This window comes from Streptosporangium pseudovulgare, assembly GCF_014648055.1.
Taxonomy (GTDB): Bacteria; Actinomycetota; Actinomycetes; order Streptosporangiales; family Streptosporangiaceae; genus Streptosporangium; species Streptosporangium pseudovulgare.
Genome location: NZ_BMQJ01000005.1, coordinates 130,379 through 147,320, shown reverse-complemented (window position 1 = coordinate 147,320; position 16,942 = coordinate 130,379). Strand labels below are relative to the sequence as shown.

Sequence of the window (16,942 nt, the reverse complement as noted above, 5' to 3'; positions counted from 1 at the left end):
GGCCGTCCGGCGGGCGGGGAGCCCGGCCGCCCGGCGAACCCGGCGCCGCGGACGTGTGCCGGGCGGAGACGGGCGGGTGAGGTCCGGACATGGAGACGGGCGCGTCCCCACGCGGGGAACGCGCCCGTCTCCACCGTCTCAGGAGGCGGTCGTCAACCGGTCACCGGCGGGTCACCAGTCGCCGCCACCGAAGTCGCCGCCACCGAAGTCTCCGCCGCCGCCGAAGTCACCCCAGCCGCCGCCGCCGAAGTCTCCGCCGCCGCCGAAGTCGGCACCGCCGCCCGCGTCGGCGACGCCCTGCTCGTAGCCCATGCCGTAGCCGCCCATGCCCCAGCCGCCGCCCATCATGCCGCCGAGCATGGTGCCGACGAGCATGCCGGTCATGATGTCGCCGAAGCCGCCGTAGTAGCCGTAGGCGTAGGGCTGGTAGGCGGGGCCGGCCTCGTAGTACGGGCGGTAGCCGCCGTTGACCATGACCTGGCGCGTCTGCGGCTCGAAGCCGCGCTCGACGGCCTCGGCGTCGGCCGCGCAGGCCGGGACGTCGCGCACCGCGCCGCCGGGCGGGGCCCAGCGCACGTCGCGGGCGGACGGACCGTGCTGCGGGTTGAAGAAGCACGGGGAACGCCGCTCGGGCAGCGGCTGGTGGTTGACGCGGGCCTTGACGCAGGCGAGGGCGTAGCGGCCCTCCTCCAGCGTGGAGGTCACGTTGCGCAGCTCGTCGGGGCGCTTGACCGCGTCCAGCTCCACCTTGGCCCGCTCGTAGGAGTCGAGGGCGCGCTGCCAGTCCTGCTGGTGCTGGGCGCCGTCGCCGAGCAGCTTGACGTCGGTGTCGAGGTCGGTGATCTCCTCGCCGAACTTGGTGACGTCCTCGTCCACGGTCTGCTTGACCGCGGCCAGCTCCGCCGCCTCGCGGGCCTCGCGCTGCTGCTTCTTCTTACGGGAGTAGAAGAAGATGCCGAGACCACCGGCCAGGGCCAGCACCAGGATGCCGACCAGGACGCCGCCCCCGCCGCCTCCGGAACCGGAGGAGGAGCTGGAGCCGGAACCCGAGCCGAGCCCGGCGCCGGTGGCCGCGTCGCCGGCCAGCTTGACGAAGTTGACCACGTTGTCGGTGGGGCTGGAGCTGGTCTTGGCCCGGCCCAGCAGCTCGTCGACGTCGACGCCCTTGATGTTGGAGACGCCGAACGGGGTCTTGCCGCTCATCAGCAGGATGGTGGACTTGCCGCCGACGTCCTTGCGGATGGAGGTCAGCAGGGTCCTGGCCTGCGAGGCGCTGGTGACGGACCCCTCCGGCAGCAGCCCGACGTAGACCGAGGGGTTCTGCTCGACGGTGCCGCGGATCTTGTCGGCGGCGTTCCCGGGGATGTCTGCGGCGGGGTCCGCGTAGAAGCGGTCGCCGTCTGTCAGACCCGCGGCGATCGTGCCAGGGTCGGGCGCCGCGGCGTGGGCGGCCGGGGCGATCATAAAGACGGCCAGCAGCCCGGCGAGCATCGCGACGAGCGCGGCGCCGAGTCGGCCCGGTGCGGTTTTTGTCGTGGTCACGGCAAGAAAGCCTCCTTCGCCCTTCAGGACGAACAAGCGGACGTCAGAGTTCCCCACTTCCCGACCGTATCCCTTCCAGGCGTCCCGCGGGGCGCCCGAGGCGGCGCGGCGTCCTCCGCGCCGCCGGCGGACCCCGGTCAGGCGTCCTTGATGTCGCAGATCACGGCGCCCGCGGTGACGGTCTGGCCGGGCGTGGCCGACAGGCCGGTGACGGTGCCCGACTTGTGCGCGGTCAGCGGCTGTTCCATCTTCATTGCCTCCAGCACCACGACGGTGTCGCCGGCCGCGACGGTGTCGCCGTCGGCGGCCACCACCTTGACGATGGTGCCCTGCATCGGGCTGACCAGGCTGTCGCCCCCGACCACGGTCTTCTTGCCCGACCCGCCGGGGTTCCCCCGCCGCGGCGGCCTGACGCCGCCCCGGGCCGGGGCCGGCGCGGCGAACCCGGCCGGCAGCACGACCTCCAGGCGCTTGCCGCCGACCTCGACGGTGATGTGCTCCCGCTCGGCGGGCGCGCCGGAGTCGGCCACCGGGCCGGAGTACGGCTCGATGGGCGTGGCGAACTCGGTCTCGATCCAGCGGGTGTGCACCGAGAACGGATCGGAGGTGAAGGCCGGGTCCTCGACGACGGCGCGGTGGAAGGGCAGCACGGTCGGCATGCCCTCGATCTCGAACTCCGCCAGCGCCCGGCGGGCGCGCTGCAGCGCCTGCTCGCGGGTCGCGCCCGTCACGACCAGCTTGGCGACCAGGGAGTCGAAGGACTGCGGCACGGTCATTCCGGCCTCGTAGCCGGCGTCCAGCCGCACGCCCGGCCCCGACGGGACGCGCATCGCGGTGATGGTGCCCGGCGCGGGCAGGAAGTTGCGCCCGGCGTCCTCGGCGTTGATCCGGAACTCGAACGAGTGGCCGCGCAGCGGCGGGTCGTCGTAGCCCAGCGGCTCGCCGTCGGCGATCCGGAACATCTCGCGCACCAGGTCGACGCCGGCGACCTCCTCGGTCACCGGGTGCTCGACCTGCAGGCGGGTGTTGACCTCCAGGAAGGAGACGGTGCCGTCCTGCCCCACGAGGAACTCGCAGGTGCCCGCGCCGACGTAGCCGGCCTCGCGCAGGATCGCCTTGGAGCTCGACCGCAGCAGCTCGACCTGCTCGCCGGTCAGGAACGGCGCGGGGGCCTCCTCGACCAGCTTCTGGTGGCGGCGCTGCAGCGAGCAGTCGCGCGTCGAGACCACCACCACGTTGCCGTGGGCGTCGGCCAGGCACTGGGTCTCCACGTGGCGGGGGCGGTCGAGGTAGCGCTCGACGAAGCACTCGCCCCGGCCGAACGCGGTGACGGCCTCACGGACGGCGCTGTCGTACAGGTCGGGGATCTCCTCGGCGGTCCTGGCCACCTTCAGGCCGCGCCCGCCGCCGCCGTACGCGGCCTTGATCGCGATGGGCAGGCCGTGCTCGGCGGCGAAGGCCAGCACCTCCTCGGGGCCGGAGACCGGGTCGGGGGTGCCGGCGACCAGCGGCGCCCCGACCGCCTGGGCGATGTGACGCGCCTGGACCTTGTCGCCGAGGGCGGTGATCGCGGACGGCGGCGGGCCGATCCAGGTCAGGCCCGCGTCGATGACGGCCTGGGCGAAGGCGGCGTTCTCGGCGAGGAAGCCGTAGCCGGGGTGGACGGCGTCGGCGCCGCTGTCGCGGGCGACGCGCAGCAGCTTGTCCACGTCCAGATAGGTCTCGGCCGGGGACTGGCCGCCCAGCGCGTACGCCTCGTCGGCGACCCGCGCGTGCAGCGCGTCGAGGTCCTGGTCGGCGTAGACCGCGACGCTGGCCAGTCCGGCGTCCCTGCACGCGCGGGCGATCCGCACCGCGATCTCACCACGGTTGGCGATCAGGACCTTGTGCACCGACGTATTCCCTTCGTGCGTTCGTACGGCCTGGCGGGCCTTGTCGATGGAGCATCGGCCTGGCGGGCCTTCAACGGAGTGTAAGCGTCATCTGATCGCCGGGTCTCGTCCGGGTTGCTCGGTCCGGTGACCGTTTCGCCGGCCGCCGGCCGCCCCGCCGTCCGGCGGCCGTCCCCGGGACACGCGAACCGGTGTGAGAAACCGGGTGAGAACCGCGGCGGCCATTCGGGGGGCTTTCGGGTGGCTTTCGGGTGGGAAGGAAGATCCATAGCCGCTGCGCATATTCGGGAAATCATTGTGGTCCGGTCGCTTATCGTGATTTCGTTTGGTGATCCCCGACACCGATCCCGAAGGAGACGGGCATGAGCCAGAACTTGCTCGGCGGAAATCCCGCGGAAATGCAGCAGATGGCCACCCAGTTCACCCAGCAGGCGGACCAGGTGAGGGCCACGATGGCCGCGTTGGACCGGGAGGCCGGCAAGGTCGGCACCGCCTGGACCGGTCCCGGCGCCCAGCGGTTCAGCGAGGCCTGGCAGAACTACCGCGCGGCCTTCCAGCGGATGTCCGAGGAACTCGCCGAGGCGTCCCGGGTCATCAACACCTACCGCGGCAACATCGAGTCGGCCACCCGCTGATCCGACCCGGCCTCGGCGCCGTTCCCCGGACACCACGGCACAGGGAGCGGCGCCGCGGCGTGTCGGCCACCTGCCGGCCTGGTCGTCATAGCGCTGCTTCAGCGCTTCTGCGCTGAAGCAGCGCTATGACGACCATTCAGCTCCGTAACGTTCCGGACGAGGTCTACCTCACCTACAGGGGGCAAGCCATGCGCGCCCAGCAGTCCCTGCAGGAGTACCTGCTGAGCAGGCTCGTCTCCGACGCGGGCCGCCCCAGCCTGGAAGGGATCCTGGACCGTGCCGCCGCCGACGCGGTCGACACCTTCTCCGCAGAGGACGTCATCGAGGAACTGGACAGAGGGAGAACATCGCGCTCGCGGAGACGCTCTCCTGCCCGCTGAGCACCGGTGACGCCCGTCTCGCCCGGGAGAACACCGCCCGCTGCGAGATCGAGCTCTTCGTCTGACAGCGTCGCGGCGCGCCGGACAGAACGGCCCGGATCGGGGTAGGAACCGGCCATGTCCCCTTCACCGCCTCCGCCCCCGCGAGTGGACCGGCCGGTGATGTACCACCGCTGGTCCCACATCACGTTCCTCCACTGGCGCTACCCCGCCGAGCTGATCCAGGCGACACTGCCGCCCGGCCTGAAGGCCGACACCTTCGACGGCGCGGCGTGGGTCAGCCTGACCCCATTCCTGCTGGAGGGGGTGCGGCCGCCGGGGATCCCGGCCCTGCCGTGGCTGTCCCGCTTCCCGGAGACCAACCTGCGCACCTACGTGCGCGACGAGCGGGGCCGCGCCGGGATCTGGTTCTACTCGCTGGACGCCGGCCGCCTCCCGGCCGCCCTCGGCGCCCGCCTCACCTACGGGCTGCCCTACTTCTGGTCGGACATGGCGGTGCGGGTGGACGGCGCGTGGCGCCGCTACCGTTGCCGCAGGCACCGGCCGCTCCAGCCGGGCGGGCACTGCGACGCCGACGTGGAGACCGGGCCGCCGCTGGACGCCCCGGACGAGGCCGCGATCTTCCTGACCGCCCGCTACCGGCTGTTCACCCTCTTCGCGGGCACGCTGGCCTCGGCCGAGGTCGAGCATCCCCCGTGGCCGCTGCGCGAGGCCCGGCTGGAGCGCCTGGACCAGAGCCTCGTCCGGGTGGCCGGGCTGCCCGCCCCGGACCACCCGCCGCTCCTGCACTTTTCTCCCGGTGTGCCGGTGGCCGTCGGAATGTGGCACCCGGTCCGCTGACGCGCGCCGACCGGCTGCCTCCCGGGGCTGCCCCGGCCGAACCGCCGGACGTGTCCCGACGCCGCCGGGAGCGGACCTCCGGACGTCTCCAGAGCCGCCGGAGCGGACCGCCGGACGCGTCCCGGGCCGCCCGGCCGGGCTCAGCCGGGCAGGGCGGTCTGGATCGGGGTCGTCGAGCCGAGTGTGACCAGCAGGCCCCGGCCGGGCGGGCCGCCGACCGCGCCGCGCGGAAGCCGGATCGTGAACAGGTCGCCGTCGGCGGGGCTCTGCACCGCCAGCAACAGGCCGGTCCGGGACTTGCGGGCCTCGGCGACGAAGCCCCGGTAGGCGGTGGTCAGGTCGCCGGTGGCCCCGCCGACGATCAGCCCGTGCTCGCCGTCGCGGCCGGTGCGCAGCACCTGCTCCAGGGCCGTGCCCAGTGGCGAGTCGGGGGAGACGAGCTCGGCGTCGTCGACGACGACCACGTAGCGTTCCCGCCCGGCGACGGCCCCCTCCAGGTCGCCGTCCGCGCCGAGGACGGCCACCACGCCGGGGACGTCCGCCAGGTCGCGCAGCGGGCTGCGCCGCGGGGCGACCGCGATCACCGGTGTGCCGCGCCCCAGCAGTGAGCGGGCGGCGGTCACCAGCGCCGAGGACCGGCCGGACCGGGGCGGGCCCGCGACGACCGCGCCGGGGCCGTGGGCCAGCAGGTCGAAGCCCATGGGGGTCAGCGAGTCGCCGCCGGCGCCGAGCAGGGCCCACAGCGGTGAGGGCGGCTCGTGCGACGGCGCCAGTGCCATGGCCTGCGCCGCGGTGATCCGGGTCGGCAGCGCGTCCACCCGCAGCGGCGGCTCGCCGTCCCAGACCCATCCGGCGGGCCCGGCCGCGACGGGGGCCGGGCCGGCGCCCGCCGCGGTGGCCGCCGGGGACACAGCCCGGTCGCCGCCGAAGCGGGCGGGGATCGCGCGCGACAGCGCCTGGAGCTCGGCGACCTGGGCCGGACCGGACGGGTCGTCGCACAGCAGCCCGATCTGGTGCTCGACGACGCCGTGCTCGCCGGCCGACACCGCGCGGCCGGGGGCGAGCGCGGCGGGCAGGTCCTTGACCGGCAGCCCGGCCAGGCCGTAGTCGGCCGGATCGGCCAGCCGCAGGATCAGCCGGTCGTCGAACACCGTGGAGATCTGGCCGATCAGCGCCGACCGGTCGCCGGTCACCACGGCGCGCAGCCCGACCGCCGGGCCCTCGCGCAGCAGCTGCATCATGGCCTCGACGAGCCGGCCGTAGTCGTAGTTCTCGAACGCGGCGACGAACCCCTCCCACCGGTCGAGCATCAGCACCAGCCAGGGCGGCCGCTCGCCGGGAGGAGCGGGGAGGCCGGGGGAGGCCGTGGAGCCGGTGGAGCCGGTGAAGCCGGCGCGCAGCTCGGCCAGCGAGGCGTGACCGGCCTCGGCGAGGAGCTGCTGGCGCCGCCCGACCTCGGCGCGCAGCCGCGTCAGCAGCCGTTCGACCCGGTCGAGCTGGTCGCGGGTCACCACCGCGCCGCAGTGCGGCATCGTCATCAGCGGCAGCAGCGCCCCCGAGCCGCAGTCGATCACGTGCAGGTGCACGTCCTCCGGGGACGCGCCCGCCGCGATCGCCCCGGCCAGGGTGCGCAGCGCGGTGGAGCGCCCGCTCCGGGGGGAGCCGGCCAGCAGCAGGTGCCCCCCGCGGGCGAGGTCCAGCGTCAGCGCCCGCCGGTCCTGCGCCCACGGCAGGTCCGTCACGCCGAAGGCCAGCGGCGGCACCTCCTCCTTCCCCGGCCGGTACGGCGCCGCCCCCTCGGGCTCCGGGAGACCCGGGGCGACCACCAGGTCGGGGAGCGGCTCCAGCCAGGGGCTCGGCTGCCGGGGGACGCCGGCGACGCGGGCGGCGTCGGCCAGGGCGTCGGCGAGCACGGACAGGTCGGTGACGGCCGCCCCCTCGGCCGCCGCGTCCGGGACGGCCGGCGGGTGCCCCAGGGCCCGCCAGCCGACCTCGGTGACCCGGGCCCTGACCTCGCTCGTCGCGCCGGGTCCGCGCCCGCCGATCCGCGCGGTCTGCACGGCGACGGCCGCGCCCGCGCCCGACTTGACGTAGCACCGGCCGGGGGCCGACTTGGGGATGTGCGCGGCGTCCGGCCGGTCGATGACGTCGGAGGACTCGGCGGCCTCGGTCACCCGCAGCGCGATCCGCAGCGAGGTGTTGGCCTGGATGTCGGCGGTCACCACGCCGCCGGGCCGCTGGGTGGCCAGGACGAGGTGGATGCCGAGCGAGCGGCCCCGCCTGGCGATGTCCACCAGCCCGGTCATGAAGTCGGGCAGCTCGGTGACCATGGCCGCGAACTCGTCGATGACCAGCACCAGCCTGGGCAGCGGGGGCAACTGCGCGCCCCGGCCGCGCAGCGGCGTGGGCGGGGTGAGCGGGGCGCCGCCCCCGGCGACGAGCAGGTCGCGGGAGGCGCGGGCCGTCTGGGCGTCGCGCAGCTCGTGGTAGTCCTCGATGTCCTTGGCCCCGGCGGACAGCAGCAGCCGCTCGCGCCGCCGGATCTCCGCGGCGAGGGAGGCCAGGGCCCGCTGGGTCAGGTGGCCGTCGAGGTCGCTGACCATGCCGACGGTGTGCGGGAGCCGTACGCACTCCTTGAAGGCGGCGCCGCCCTTGTAGTCGATCAGCACGAACGTCATCTCGTCGGGCCGGTTGGCCACCGCGAGGGAGCAGATGAGCGTCTGCAGCAGCTCCGACTTGCCCGCGCCGGTGGTGCCGGCGATGAGGGCGTGCGGGCCGTCGACGCGCAGGTCGACCGAGAACGGCCCGTCGGGGCCGACGCCGATCAGCGCCTCGGTGGACCGGCCCCAGCGCCCGGCCAGGGCCTCGCCCGACACCGACGGCAGCCGCAGCACGTCGAGCAGCCGCGCGAAGCCGGGCAGGGCCGCGGCGGAGTCGTCGCGGCTGACGTCGCGCAGTGGCGCCAGGGCCCGGGCCAGCCGGTCGCACCAGGTGGCCGTGACCTGGTCGGCGAGGATCCCGCCGATGCCGTCCAGCCCGCCGCCGCGCAGCCGTACGGTGCCGTCGGCGGCCACGTCGGCGACGGTGGCGCACTCCTCGGGCAGCAGCCGCTGGTCGTCGTCGATCGCCAGGGTGTACACGCCGGCCCGCGGGCCCTGGCGCAGCACCTGCGGCATGCCGGGCAGGGCGCGCAGGACCTGCGCGCCGTCCAGGACGACCAGCACGTCGTAGGGGCGCTCGTCGTAGACCGGGACCGGCTCGTCCCGCCCGGCCCCGGCCCCGCCGCCGAGGTCGGCCCAGCCCGCCGGGGCGCGGCCGATCCGGGCGGCCGGGTTGTCCTCCTCGCCGAGCCGTTCCTCGATCAGCGTGACCAGCTCGCTCACCCGCCGGGCCGCGGCCTCGGGGTCGGCGCCGACCAGCGCGACGCAGTCCTCGCCGCCGTGCGGGGCGCAGTGGGGCAGCCAGCGCACCCAGTTCCACCGCTCCTCGCCGTCGCCGTGCGCCGACAGCACCACGATCGCCAGGTCACGTGGGCTGTGCAGGACGGCGGCCTGGCCCACCAGCCAGCGCGCCAGCCCGGCGGCCCGGGGCCGCGGACCGGTCAGGCCGGCGACGCCCAGCCGCCGCATGGCCAGGGCCACCGGCACGGCGTGGCAGGCCGGCGGGTCGGGCGGGACGAAGTCGGCGGGCGCGGACCGTTCGGGGACGAACTCCAGGCCGGCCGGCAGGTCGGCGAGGCCGACGCGCAGGCGCAGCGCGTCGGGGTCGTGGTCGCGGCGCTCCCACAGCCGCCGCCGGGGGCCGGTCGCGGTGAGCAGGACCTCCGCGGGGTCGGGCGCGGCGGCTCGGCGCTCGGCCTCGTCGGCGGCGCGGGCCGCCTCCACGGCGGCCTCGAACTCCCGCATCCGCTCCCGGTACCGCTTGAGCTCCTTGCGGTACTGCCTGCGGCCGTGCCGCCGGTCGCTCACCCACTGGCCGACCATGATGAGCGGGGTCATCAGCGCGATCAGCAGGTAGTACCACTGCTTGAGCGCCCAGGCCATGCCGACGCCGAGCACGAGGGGCAGGAACGCGGTGAGCAGCTGCAGCCGCATGCCCTCGGCCCGTTTCGGCTCGGCCGGGACCTCGAAACGCCGCTCGCCGCCGGGGGAGCGGAGCCGGGGCGGCCGGTTGTAGGCGAGGCCGCCGTCGGGCTGGGCGTCCAGGTGGGCGTCGGGGGGTTCCACGGCGGTCAGCGTCAGCACGGTCGTGCCGCAGGTCAGCAGGGCGTGCTCCGGCCAGGGCGCGGGGCCGTCGAGGGGCTCGCGGTCCAGGCGCGGCGCGGCGCCGGCCCCGCCTCCCGCGCGCGGCCCGCCTCCCGCGCGGGGCCCGTCTCCCGCGCCGGACGCGGAGCGGTCTCCCGAGGCGGGCTCCACGGTGATGGCCTCGGGGGTGAGGCGGATCACCGCGGCCTCGGCGGGCAGCCCCGGATCGGGGACGGACACCGCGCAGGCGGGGTCGGAGCCGACGACGTGGACGCCCAGGCCCAGCCGGTGCACCGACCCGGCGGCCGGACCGCCGACGACGCGGATCTCCACGATGCCGCCGGGTTCCTCGGCGATCGTGGCACCGGCCAGGTCGCGGTCGAGGGTGACGAGGTCGCCGTCGCGGAGCAGGCCGAGGACGGGGGCTCCGGGGTCGAGGGCGCGGCCGTCGAGCCAGAGGTCCGGCGGCTCGGCGGCGGCCGCGTCACGGCCCAGGCCGTACGGTGCCTTCGTGCGGGTCAGCCGGACCACGTTGGTCGGCCGCTCGCCGCCCTGCCCGGAGAGCGACTCCGCCAGGCGGCCCACCGTGGTGGTCTCGTCCGCCTCGATCACGACGTCGCGGTCGGCGTGCTCGCCGAGCACGGTGAGCATGATGCGCATCGCCGCTCTCCTCGGTCAGGGGCCGGGTCCACGGTACAGAGCGGGAACCGCCCGGGACGAGGTGTTTGCGGCAATGCCGCGGGTCCCGGGGCGGTATGTGGAAAACGTGCCCGCCTGTGGACAACCGTCGGGTGTTACCGGCCGGTCATGGCGTCTCTAATGGGAGATTCGATGTTCCTCGGGGTGGGAGCGGGTTGGGGACGGGTCGTGCCTTCCTGTGGATAACCCGGCGGTTTCCCTCGCTCCCGGGGGGGGGCGCTACATCCGACAAAAGGGATTTTTCCCTTTAAATCCGTCAAACCAGGCGTAATGTTCGGGTGGCCCGGACGGCCGGGCGGGCCGGCGGCCGGAACGGCGTCCGGCGCGGCGCCCGGCGATCGGGGCGGAACGGTACTGCTTTCGGCGCGGTGACCCGGTGATCGAAACGGAGCGGCGCGGCTTTCCGCGTGGCTTTCGGCGCGGTGGCCCGGCGGCCGGGACGGAACGGCACGGCGCCCGGCGATGGAACGGTGCGGCCGGGACCACAGAGACTGAGGGGAATATTGGGACAGTAGATATGCGCATTAATTCATGTCCTTATCACCCGGATATGCCCTCTGTCATGTGGCGAAAGGGATAGCTTCTCCGGAGCCGCCGTTGACAGACCTGTTCCTATCAAACGAGCATGGGACCCGGCTTTTGTCCGGCGCTTCATCGGCATGGTGCGCATAATGGCGTAAATTCGACCAGTAGTCCCAACGCGTTAATCACTCTGGGAGTCCCCCTGCCCATGAGGACCAGTGAGAAGCCGGCGAGCCGCGTACCGCTGAACGCCGAGCGGCCGGGGTCGGCGAGTTCCCTTTCCGGCCCGGCGTCGCGCAAGCTCCCCGTGCCCCCGCGCGAGCGCAAACCCGCCCTCGCGGCCCTCGCCGTACTGCTCATCCTGGGCGGCGCGCTCGCCACGACCCTCCTGGTCATGCGCAGCGGAGACCGGGTCTCCGCGATCGTGATCTCCCAGCAGGTCGGCGCGGGCCAGCCCTTCACCGAGGCCGTGATGCGCGAGGCGCAGATCGCCGACACCGGCGTCGGCTACGTCGCCTGGGCCGACCGCGCCCTCGTCGCCCGCAACTTCGCCCGCGTCACCCTTTTGCCCGGCACCCTCCTGACCCGCGACATGGTCGTCTCCGCCAGCAGGGAGCTGGGCCCCGGCAAGGCCCAGGTCGGCCTCTCCCTCAAGCCCGGCCAGATGCCCGGGACGCTGGAGCGGGGCGACCGGGTCCAGGTGATATACGTCCCGAGCCGGGGCGGCGGCGGCAACGCCGCCAGCCGGGTGCTGGCCCCCAACGCCCTGGTCCACCAGGTCGGCGGGTCCGGCCAGACCCAGGGCAGGTCGTCCGGCCTGGTCACGGTGATCGTGGACAGCTCCATCTCCCCGACGGTCGCCTCCTACGCCTCCAGCGGCGAGATCGCGCTGGCCGAGCTGCCCGGAGCGCGCTGAGGTGGCGCTCATCGTGCTGGCCGCGGACAAGGGCGCCCCGGGCGTGACCACGGCGGCCACCGCGCTCGGCGCCGTCTGGCCGCACCCGGTGCTGCTCGCCGAGTGCGACCCGGCCGGGGGAGACCTCGCCTACCGCCTCCCGGCCGCCGACGGCGGGGTCCTCAACCCCGCCCGGGGGCTGCTGACCCTGGGCGCCACGGCCCGCCGCGGCCTGCGTCCCGAGCAGATCCACGAGCACACCCAGAAGATCATCGGCGGCCTCGACGTGCTGGCCGGGCTGACCCACGGCGAGCAGGCCGCCGGGCTCACCTGGCTGTGGGGACCGCTCGGCCGGGCACTGGCCGCGGTGCCCGGCGCCGACGTGCTGGCCGACTGCGGCCGCCTCGGCGGGCACCCGCAGACGGCCGAGCTGGTCGCCGAGGCGGAGCTGGTGCTGCTGTTCACCCGGGCGAGCCTCGACCACGTCGCCCACCTCCGTGAGCGCCTGCACGTCATGCCCCGTGACCCGCAGATCGCGGTCGTGGTGATCGCCGACCCCCGCCAGTACCGCACGGCCATCGAGGAGGTCCGCCGGATCGTCACCGCCACCGGCCGCCAGGTCGCCTTCGTCAGCGGCCTCGCGCACGACCCCAAGGGCGCCGAGCTGCTGCGCGGCCAGTGGGGCGGCCGGCTGGACCGCTCTCTGATCATCCGTACGGCGCGCGAGCTCGCCGCCCGCGTCGCCGCCACCGTCCGAGCCCCGGAGCCGGCCGTATGACCGTCGACCACACCCTGGTGAAGCGCTTCCGGCAGGAGGTCGGCGACCGCCTGGCCCACCAGCGACGCCTCGACCAGGCCAGCGGCCTGGCGCCGATGACCGGCGAGGACGAGCGCCAGTTCGCCCGGGCGCTGATCGCCCAGGTGCTGGAGGAGTTCGCCCGCGGCGAGATCGGCGTCGGCCGTACCCCGCCCACGGCCGAGGAGGAGGAGGCGCTCGCCGCCGGCATCCACGCGGCCCTGTTCGGCGTCGGCCGCCTGCAGCCGCTGCTGGACGACCCCGAGGTCGAGAACATCGACATCAACGGCTGCGACCGCGTCTTCGTCGGCTACGCCGACGGCCGGGAGGGCCTGGCCGAACCGGTGGCCGACAGCGACGACGAGCTGGTCGAGCTGATCCAGATCCTCGCCGCCTACAGCGGCCTGTCCAGCAGGCCGTTCGACACCGCCAACCCCCAGCTCGACCTGCGCCTGCCGGACGGCTCCCGCCTCTCGGCGGTCATGGACGTCACGGTCCGCCCGGCGGTGTCCATCCGCCGCGCCCGGCTGGGCAAGGTCTTCCTCAGCGACCTGGTGGGCAACGGCACGCTCACCCCGGAGCTGGGCCGCTTCCTGGCGGCCGCGGTGGCCGCGCGGAAGAACATCATGATCTCCGGCTCGACCAACGCCGGGAAGACCACCCTGCTGCGCGCGCTGGCCAACGAGATTCCGGCCACCGAGCGCCTGATCACGGTGGAGCGGGCCCTGGAGCTCGGCCTCGACCAGTTCCCCGAGCTGCACCCCAACGTGGTCGCCTTCGAGCAGAGGCTGCCCAACTCCGAGGGCCAGGGCGAGATCAGCATGGCCGAGCTGGTCCGCCGCTCCCTGCGCATGAACCCCTCGCGGGTGATCGTCGGCGAGGTCCTCGGCGACGAGATCGTCACCATGCTCAACGCGATGACCCAGGGCAACGACGGCTCGCTGTCCACCATCCACGCCAACTCCTCGATGGAGGTCTTCAACCGCATCGCCACCTACGCCCTGCAGGCGACCGAACGGCTGCCGATCGAGGCCACCCACATGCTCATCGCGGGCGCGATCGACTTCGTCGTCTTCATCGAGAAGCGCAACGAGTACGCCGCGGGCGGCCGGCTCCGCCGGTTCGTCTCCAGCGTGCGCGAGGTGGCGGGCGTGGACGGCCGGGTGCTGTCGTCGGAGGTGTTCGCCCAGGCGCCCGACGGCAGGGTCGTGCCGCACGCCCCCCTGTCGTGCGCCGAGGAGCTGGCCCGGCACGGCTACGACCCGGGAGGCTGGTCATGACCGCCGTCCCGCCCGGGCTGCTCGACCCGCTGGTGATGCTCGCCGGCGCGGCCGTCGGCGCGGGCCTGTTCCTGCTCGGCCTCGCCCTGTACGGCGTGCGCCCCCGCCCGGCCGTCCCCGGCCGCGGCCCCCGCCGCAAGGAGGTCCTGCGCGCCCTGTCCACCCGCTCGGCGGTCGGCGCGATCGCCGGGGTGGTCGTACTCGTGGTGACCGGCTGGCCGGTCATGGCGGTGGGCGCCGTCCTGCTCGCCCTGGGCTGGCGCGGCCTGTACGGCGGCGCGGCCGAGGAACGCACCGCGATGCGGCGGCTGGAGGGGCTGGCCGCCTGGACCGAGTCCCTGCGCGACACCATCGCCGGGGCCGCCGGACTGGAGCAGGCCATCCCCTCCTCCATCCGGGCCGCGGCCCCCACCCTCCGCCCGCACCTGCGCTCCCTGGTGGACCGCCTGCACACCCGCATGCCGCTGCCCGACGCGCTGCGGCTGTTCGCCGACGAGCTCGACGACCCCTCGGCCGACCTGGTGGTGGCCGCGCTGATCCTCAACTCCAAACTGCGCGGCCCGGGTCTGCGCGACGTGCTGGGCGCGCTGGCCGTGTCGGCCCGCGAGGAGCTCGACATGCGCCGCCGGGTCGAGGCCGAGCGCCGCTCCACCCGGCGCAGCGTGCAGATCGTGGTCGGCACGGCCGTCGCCTTCGCCGTCGCCCTGGTGGTGTTCAACCCCTCCTACGTCGAGGAGTACGACAGCACCCTCGGCCAGGCCGTGCTCGTGGTGGTCGCCGGGTTCTTCGGAGCCGGGTTCGCCTGGATGCGCCGCCTGGCCCGCTTCGACAAACCGGCCCGGCTGCTGGGCCTGCCGTCCACGGGGGAGGTGCACGAATGACCGAGGGCGTACTCGCCGGGGGCGTGCTGGGGCTCGGCCTGTTCCTGCTGCTCAGGGCGCTGTTCCCGGCCCGGCCCGGCCTGGTGACGCGGCTGCTGGCGCTGGACGCCGCCCGGGAGGGCACCGACGCGCCGCGCGCCCGGCTCGTCCTGCCCGACGAGGAGGTCAGCGCCTTCCGGCGCTCCCTGGGGGAGCGGCTGGCGCGCTTCTACGCGGCGCGCGGCTGGGAGGCCCGCTCGGCCCGGGCCGACCTCGCGCTGCTCGGCAGGTCGTTCGAGGGGTTCCTGGCCACCAAGGCGCTGCTGGCCGCCTCCGGGCTGCTGGCGTTCCCGCTGCTGGTGGGCTGGCTGGTGCTGATGGGGTGGGGCGTCTCGCTGACCGTGCCGCTGTGGGCCGCGCTCGCGGTCGCCGGGGTCTTCTTCGTGCTGCCCGATCTGCAGACCAAGCGGGACGCCGCCCGGATGCGCCGTGACTTCCGGCACGTCGTCGGGGCCTTCCTCGACCTGGTCGCGATGAACCTCGCGGGCGGGCGCGGCGTGCCCGAGTCGCTGATGATGGCGGTCTCGGTGGGCAGCCCGAACGCCGACGACGACGGCGCCAACTGGGCGATGGCCCGCATCCGCGAGGCCCTGGGCAACGCCCGGATCGTCGGCATCACCCCCTGGCAGGCGCTCGGGCAGCTCGGCGACGAGATCAACGTCGACGAGCTGCGTGACCTGTCCGCCGCGCTCGGGCTGGTCGCCGACGACGGCGCCAAGGTCCGCACGTCCCTGACCGCCCGCGCCGCGACCCTGCGGCGCCGCGAGCTCGCCGAGGTGGAGGGGCAGGCCGGCGAGCGCTCGCAGTCGATGCTCGTCGCCCAGCTCCTGCTCTGCGCGGGCTTCGTGATCTTCCTGAGTTACCCGGCCGCTATGAAGATGTTGGGGTCCTGACCATGCTGAGCAACCATCCGTGGATCGTCTATACGGCCGCGTTCCTGAGCACGAGGATCGAGCGGGCCCGCAACGCCCCCACCCGGGGCGCCTCGGCCGTCGAGTGGGTCATCATCACGGCGATCATCGCCGGGGTCGCGCTCGGCCTGGCCACCCTCATCAAGACCCTCGTCGAGGGCAAGCAGGCCGAGATTTCCAACCAGTTCGGCGGGGGCGGAGGAGGAGGCGGCGGGGAGGGGACCGGCGGTGGCTTCGGTGACGGCTGAGCGCAGCCGGAAGCCGGTCACCGGAAGCGACGCCCGGCGGCCTGCCGGGAGGGGCCGCGGCCGCCCACGGGCCGCCGCCGGGGGACGTGGTCCGGAGCGGACCGCCGTGAGAGGCACCGTACGGGCCGACGTAAGAGGCGCCGTAAGGGGCGCCGTACGGCACCGCCGTGAGCGAGGGGCCGCCGCCGTCGAGCTGGCGATGATCATGCCGGTGGTGCTGGCGATCATCCTGCTCGTCGTGCAGTTCGCCCTGTGGTTCCACGGGCGGCAGGTCGCCGACGCCGCCGCCCGGGAGGGGGCCCGCCTCGCCCGGATCGACACCGACTCCTGGGAGTCGGACGCCACCTCCCGGGCCGAACAGGTGCTCCGGGCGGTCGGCCCGAAGCTCCTGGAGGGCGCCGCCGTGACGGCGTGGGACGAGGACGGCCGGCGCGGCGTCGAGATCACCGCCACCGCGGTCCAGGTGGTCCCGTTGCTGCCGGAAAGGACGCTCACCATCACCGCGCGGTTCGGCGGCCCCGTCGAGTGCTTCCGGCCCGACGACGGGAGCGAGGGATGCCCGTGAGCGCCTTCGCGCGGTTCGGCGGACGGCCGTCGCCCCGGGCCGGCGGCTCTCGGGCCGGTGATTCCCCGGCCGGCGGTCCGCGGTTCGGCGGTCCGCGTCACGGCCGGCGCGGCGGGACACCCACGGTTCGGTACGGCCGATACGGCCGGCGCGGCGAGCGCGGCTCGCTGACCGCCGAGACGGTCCTGCTGGCCCCGGTCTTCCTGCTGTTCCTGCTGCTGCTCGTCGGCGCCGGGCGGCTGGTCGAGGCCCAGGGCGAGGTCAACGGAGCGGCCAGGGACGCGGCGAGGGCCGCCTCGGTCGAGCGCTCGTTCGCCGACGCCGAGTCCGCCGCGGAACAGGCGGCGCAGGACTCCCTGTCGGGGCAGTGCGAGCCGCAGGTCAGCCTGGAGGGCAGCCAATGGGAGATGGGCGGCCGGGTCCGGGCCGCGGTCACCTGCTCCCTCGACCTGAGCTTCCTCGGCTTCGGCGCGGCCAAGGAGATCAAAGGCGACTCGGTGGTCCCGCTGGAGGAGTTCCGGAGGGTGGAGGAGGACGGCGGGTGAACGCCATGCGGCGGCGGGCGCCGTACCT

General features: G+C 74.6%; 14 protein-coding genes. 11 read left to right on the top strand and 3 right to left on the bottom strand.

What is annotated here, in order from left to right; all coding sequences use genetic code 11:
- Positions 1-171: 171 nt before the first annotated feature.
- Together IEZ10_RS12465 and IEZ10_RS12460 are read right to left on the bottom strand one after the other, a co-directional pair.
- Positions 172-1,542 (bottom strand): hypothetical protein, encoded by a 1,371-nt coding sequence (locus IEZ10_RS12465; protein WP_189246660.1) that lies wholly within the window; start codon positions 1,540-1,542, stop codon positions 172-174.
- Between the two features lie 137 nt (positions 1,543-1,679).
- Entirely contained in the window at positions 1,680-3,434 is a 1,755-nt protein-coding gene (locus IEZ10_RS12460) for an acetyl/propionyl/methylcrotonyl-CoA carboxylase subunit alpha (RefSeq protein WP_189246659.1), read from the bottom strand.
- A 362-nt stretch (positions 3,435-3,796) separates the two neighbouring features.
- Here IEZ10_RS12460 and IEZ10_RS12455 point away from each other — a divergent pair, with 362 nt between their 5' ends.
- The 3 genes from IEZ10_RS12455 to IEZ10_RS12445 all read left to right on the top strand — a co-directional run bounded on the left by IEZ10_RS12455 (position 3,797) and on the right by IEZ10_RS12445 (position 5,289).
- The gene (locus IEZ10_RS12455; protein ID WP_179819513.1) at positions 3,797-4,069 is read left to right on the top strand and encodes a WXG100 family type VII secretion target; all 273 of its coding nucleotides are present in this window, start codon (positions 3,797-3,799) and stop codon (positions 4,067-4,069) included.
- A gap of 125 nt (positions 4,070-4,194) precedes the next feature.
- Positions 4,195-4,449, top strand: coding sequence for a hypothetical protein (locus IEZ10_RS12450; RefSeq protein ID WP_189246658.1), 255 nt, complete (start codon positions 4,195-4,197; stop codon positions 4,447-4,449).
- 117 nt (positions 4,450-4,566) lie between these two features.
- Entirely contained in the window at positions 4,567-5,289 is a 723-nt protein-coding gene (locus tag IEZ10_RS12445; protein ID WP_189246657.1) for a YqjF family protein, read from the top strand.
- Between the two features lie 140 nt (positions 5,290-5,429).
- Here IEZ10_RS12445 and IEZ10_RS12440 read toward each other — a convergent pair whose 3' ends face one another.
- Positions 5,430-10,193 carry a type VII secretion EssC family protein gene (locus IEZ10_RS12440; protein WP_189246656.1) on the bottom strand — a complete coding sequence of 1,588 codons (4,764 nt, stop codon included), beginning with the start codon at positions 10,191-10,193 and terminating at the stop codon, positions 5,430-5,432.
- A 769-nt stretch (positions 10,194-10,962) separates the two neighbouring features.
- Between IEZ10_RS12440 and IEZ10_RS12435 the strand changes: the two genes are divergently transcribed.
- From IEZ10_RS12435 to IEZ10_RS12400, 8 genes are all read left to right on the top strand, one after another.
- Positions 10,963-11,670: a CpaB family protein gene (locus tag IEZ10_RS12435; RefSeq protein WP_189246655.1), complete on the top strand. Its 708-nt coding sequence runs from the start codon at positions 10,963-10,965 to the stop codon at positions 11,668-11,670.
- A gap of 1 nt (position 11,671) precedes the next feature.
- Positions 11,672-12,427 (top strand): CpaE/TadZ family protein, encoded by a 756-nt coding sequence (locus IEZ10_RS12430; RefSeq protein ID WP_189246654.1) that lies wholly within the window; start codon positions 11,672-11,674, stop codon positions 12,425-12,427.
- Positions 12,424-13,725: a TadA family conjugal transfer-associated ATPase gene (locus tag IEZ10_RS12425; RefSeq protein WP_179819507.1), complete on the top strand. Its 1,302-nt coding sequence runs from the start codon at positions 12,424-12,426 to the stop codon at positions 13,723-13,725. The genes IEZ10_RS12430 and IEZ10_RS12425 overlap by 4 nt, the downstream gene beginning before the upstream one ends.
- Positions 13,722-14,606, top strand: a complete 885-nt coding sequence (locus tag IEZ10_RS12420) for a type II secretion system F family protein (RefSeq protein WP_189246653.1) — start codon at positions 13,722-13,724, stop codon at positions 14,604-14,606. Before IEZ10_RS12425 ends, IEZ10_RS12420 begins: the two co-directional genes overlap by 4 nt.
- Entirely contained in the window at positions 14,603-15,538 is a 936-nt protein-coding gene (locus tag IEZ10_RS12415) for a type II secretion system F family protein (protein ID WP_189246652.1), read from the top strand. The genes IEZ10_RS12420 and IEZ10_RS12415 overlap by 4 nt, the downstream gene beginning before the upstream one ends.
- 2 nt (positions 15,539-15,540) lie before the next feature.
- A complete protein-coding gene (locus IEZ10_RS12410; protein ID WP_229811202.1) occupies positions 15,541-15,804 on the top strand; it encodes a hypothetical protein in 264 nt (87 codons plus the stop codon).
- Positions 15,805-15,910: 106 nt separating this feature from the next.
- A complete protein-coding gene (locus tag IEZ10_RS12405) occupies positions 15,911-16,369 on the top strand; it encodes a TadE family protein (protein WP_229811201.1) in 459 nt (152 codons plus the stop codon).
- A complete protein-coding gene (locus IEZ10_RS12400) occupies positions 16,366-16,914 on the top strand; it encodes a TadE/TadG family type IV pilus assembly protein (RefSeq protein WP_229811200.1) in 549 nt (182 codons plus the stop codon). The genes IEZ10_RS12405 and IEZ10_RS12400 overlap by 4 nt, the downstream gene beginning before the upstream one ends.
- Positions 16,915-16,942: the final 28 nt, after the last annotated feature.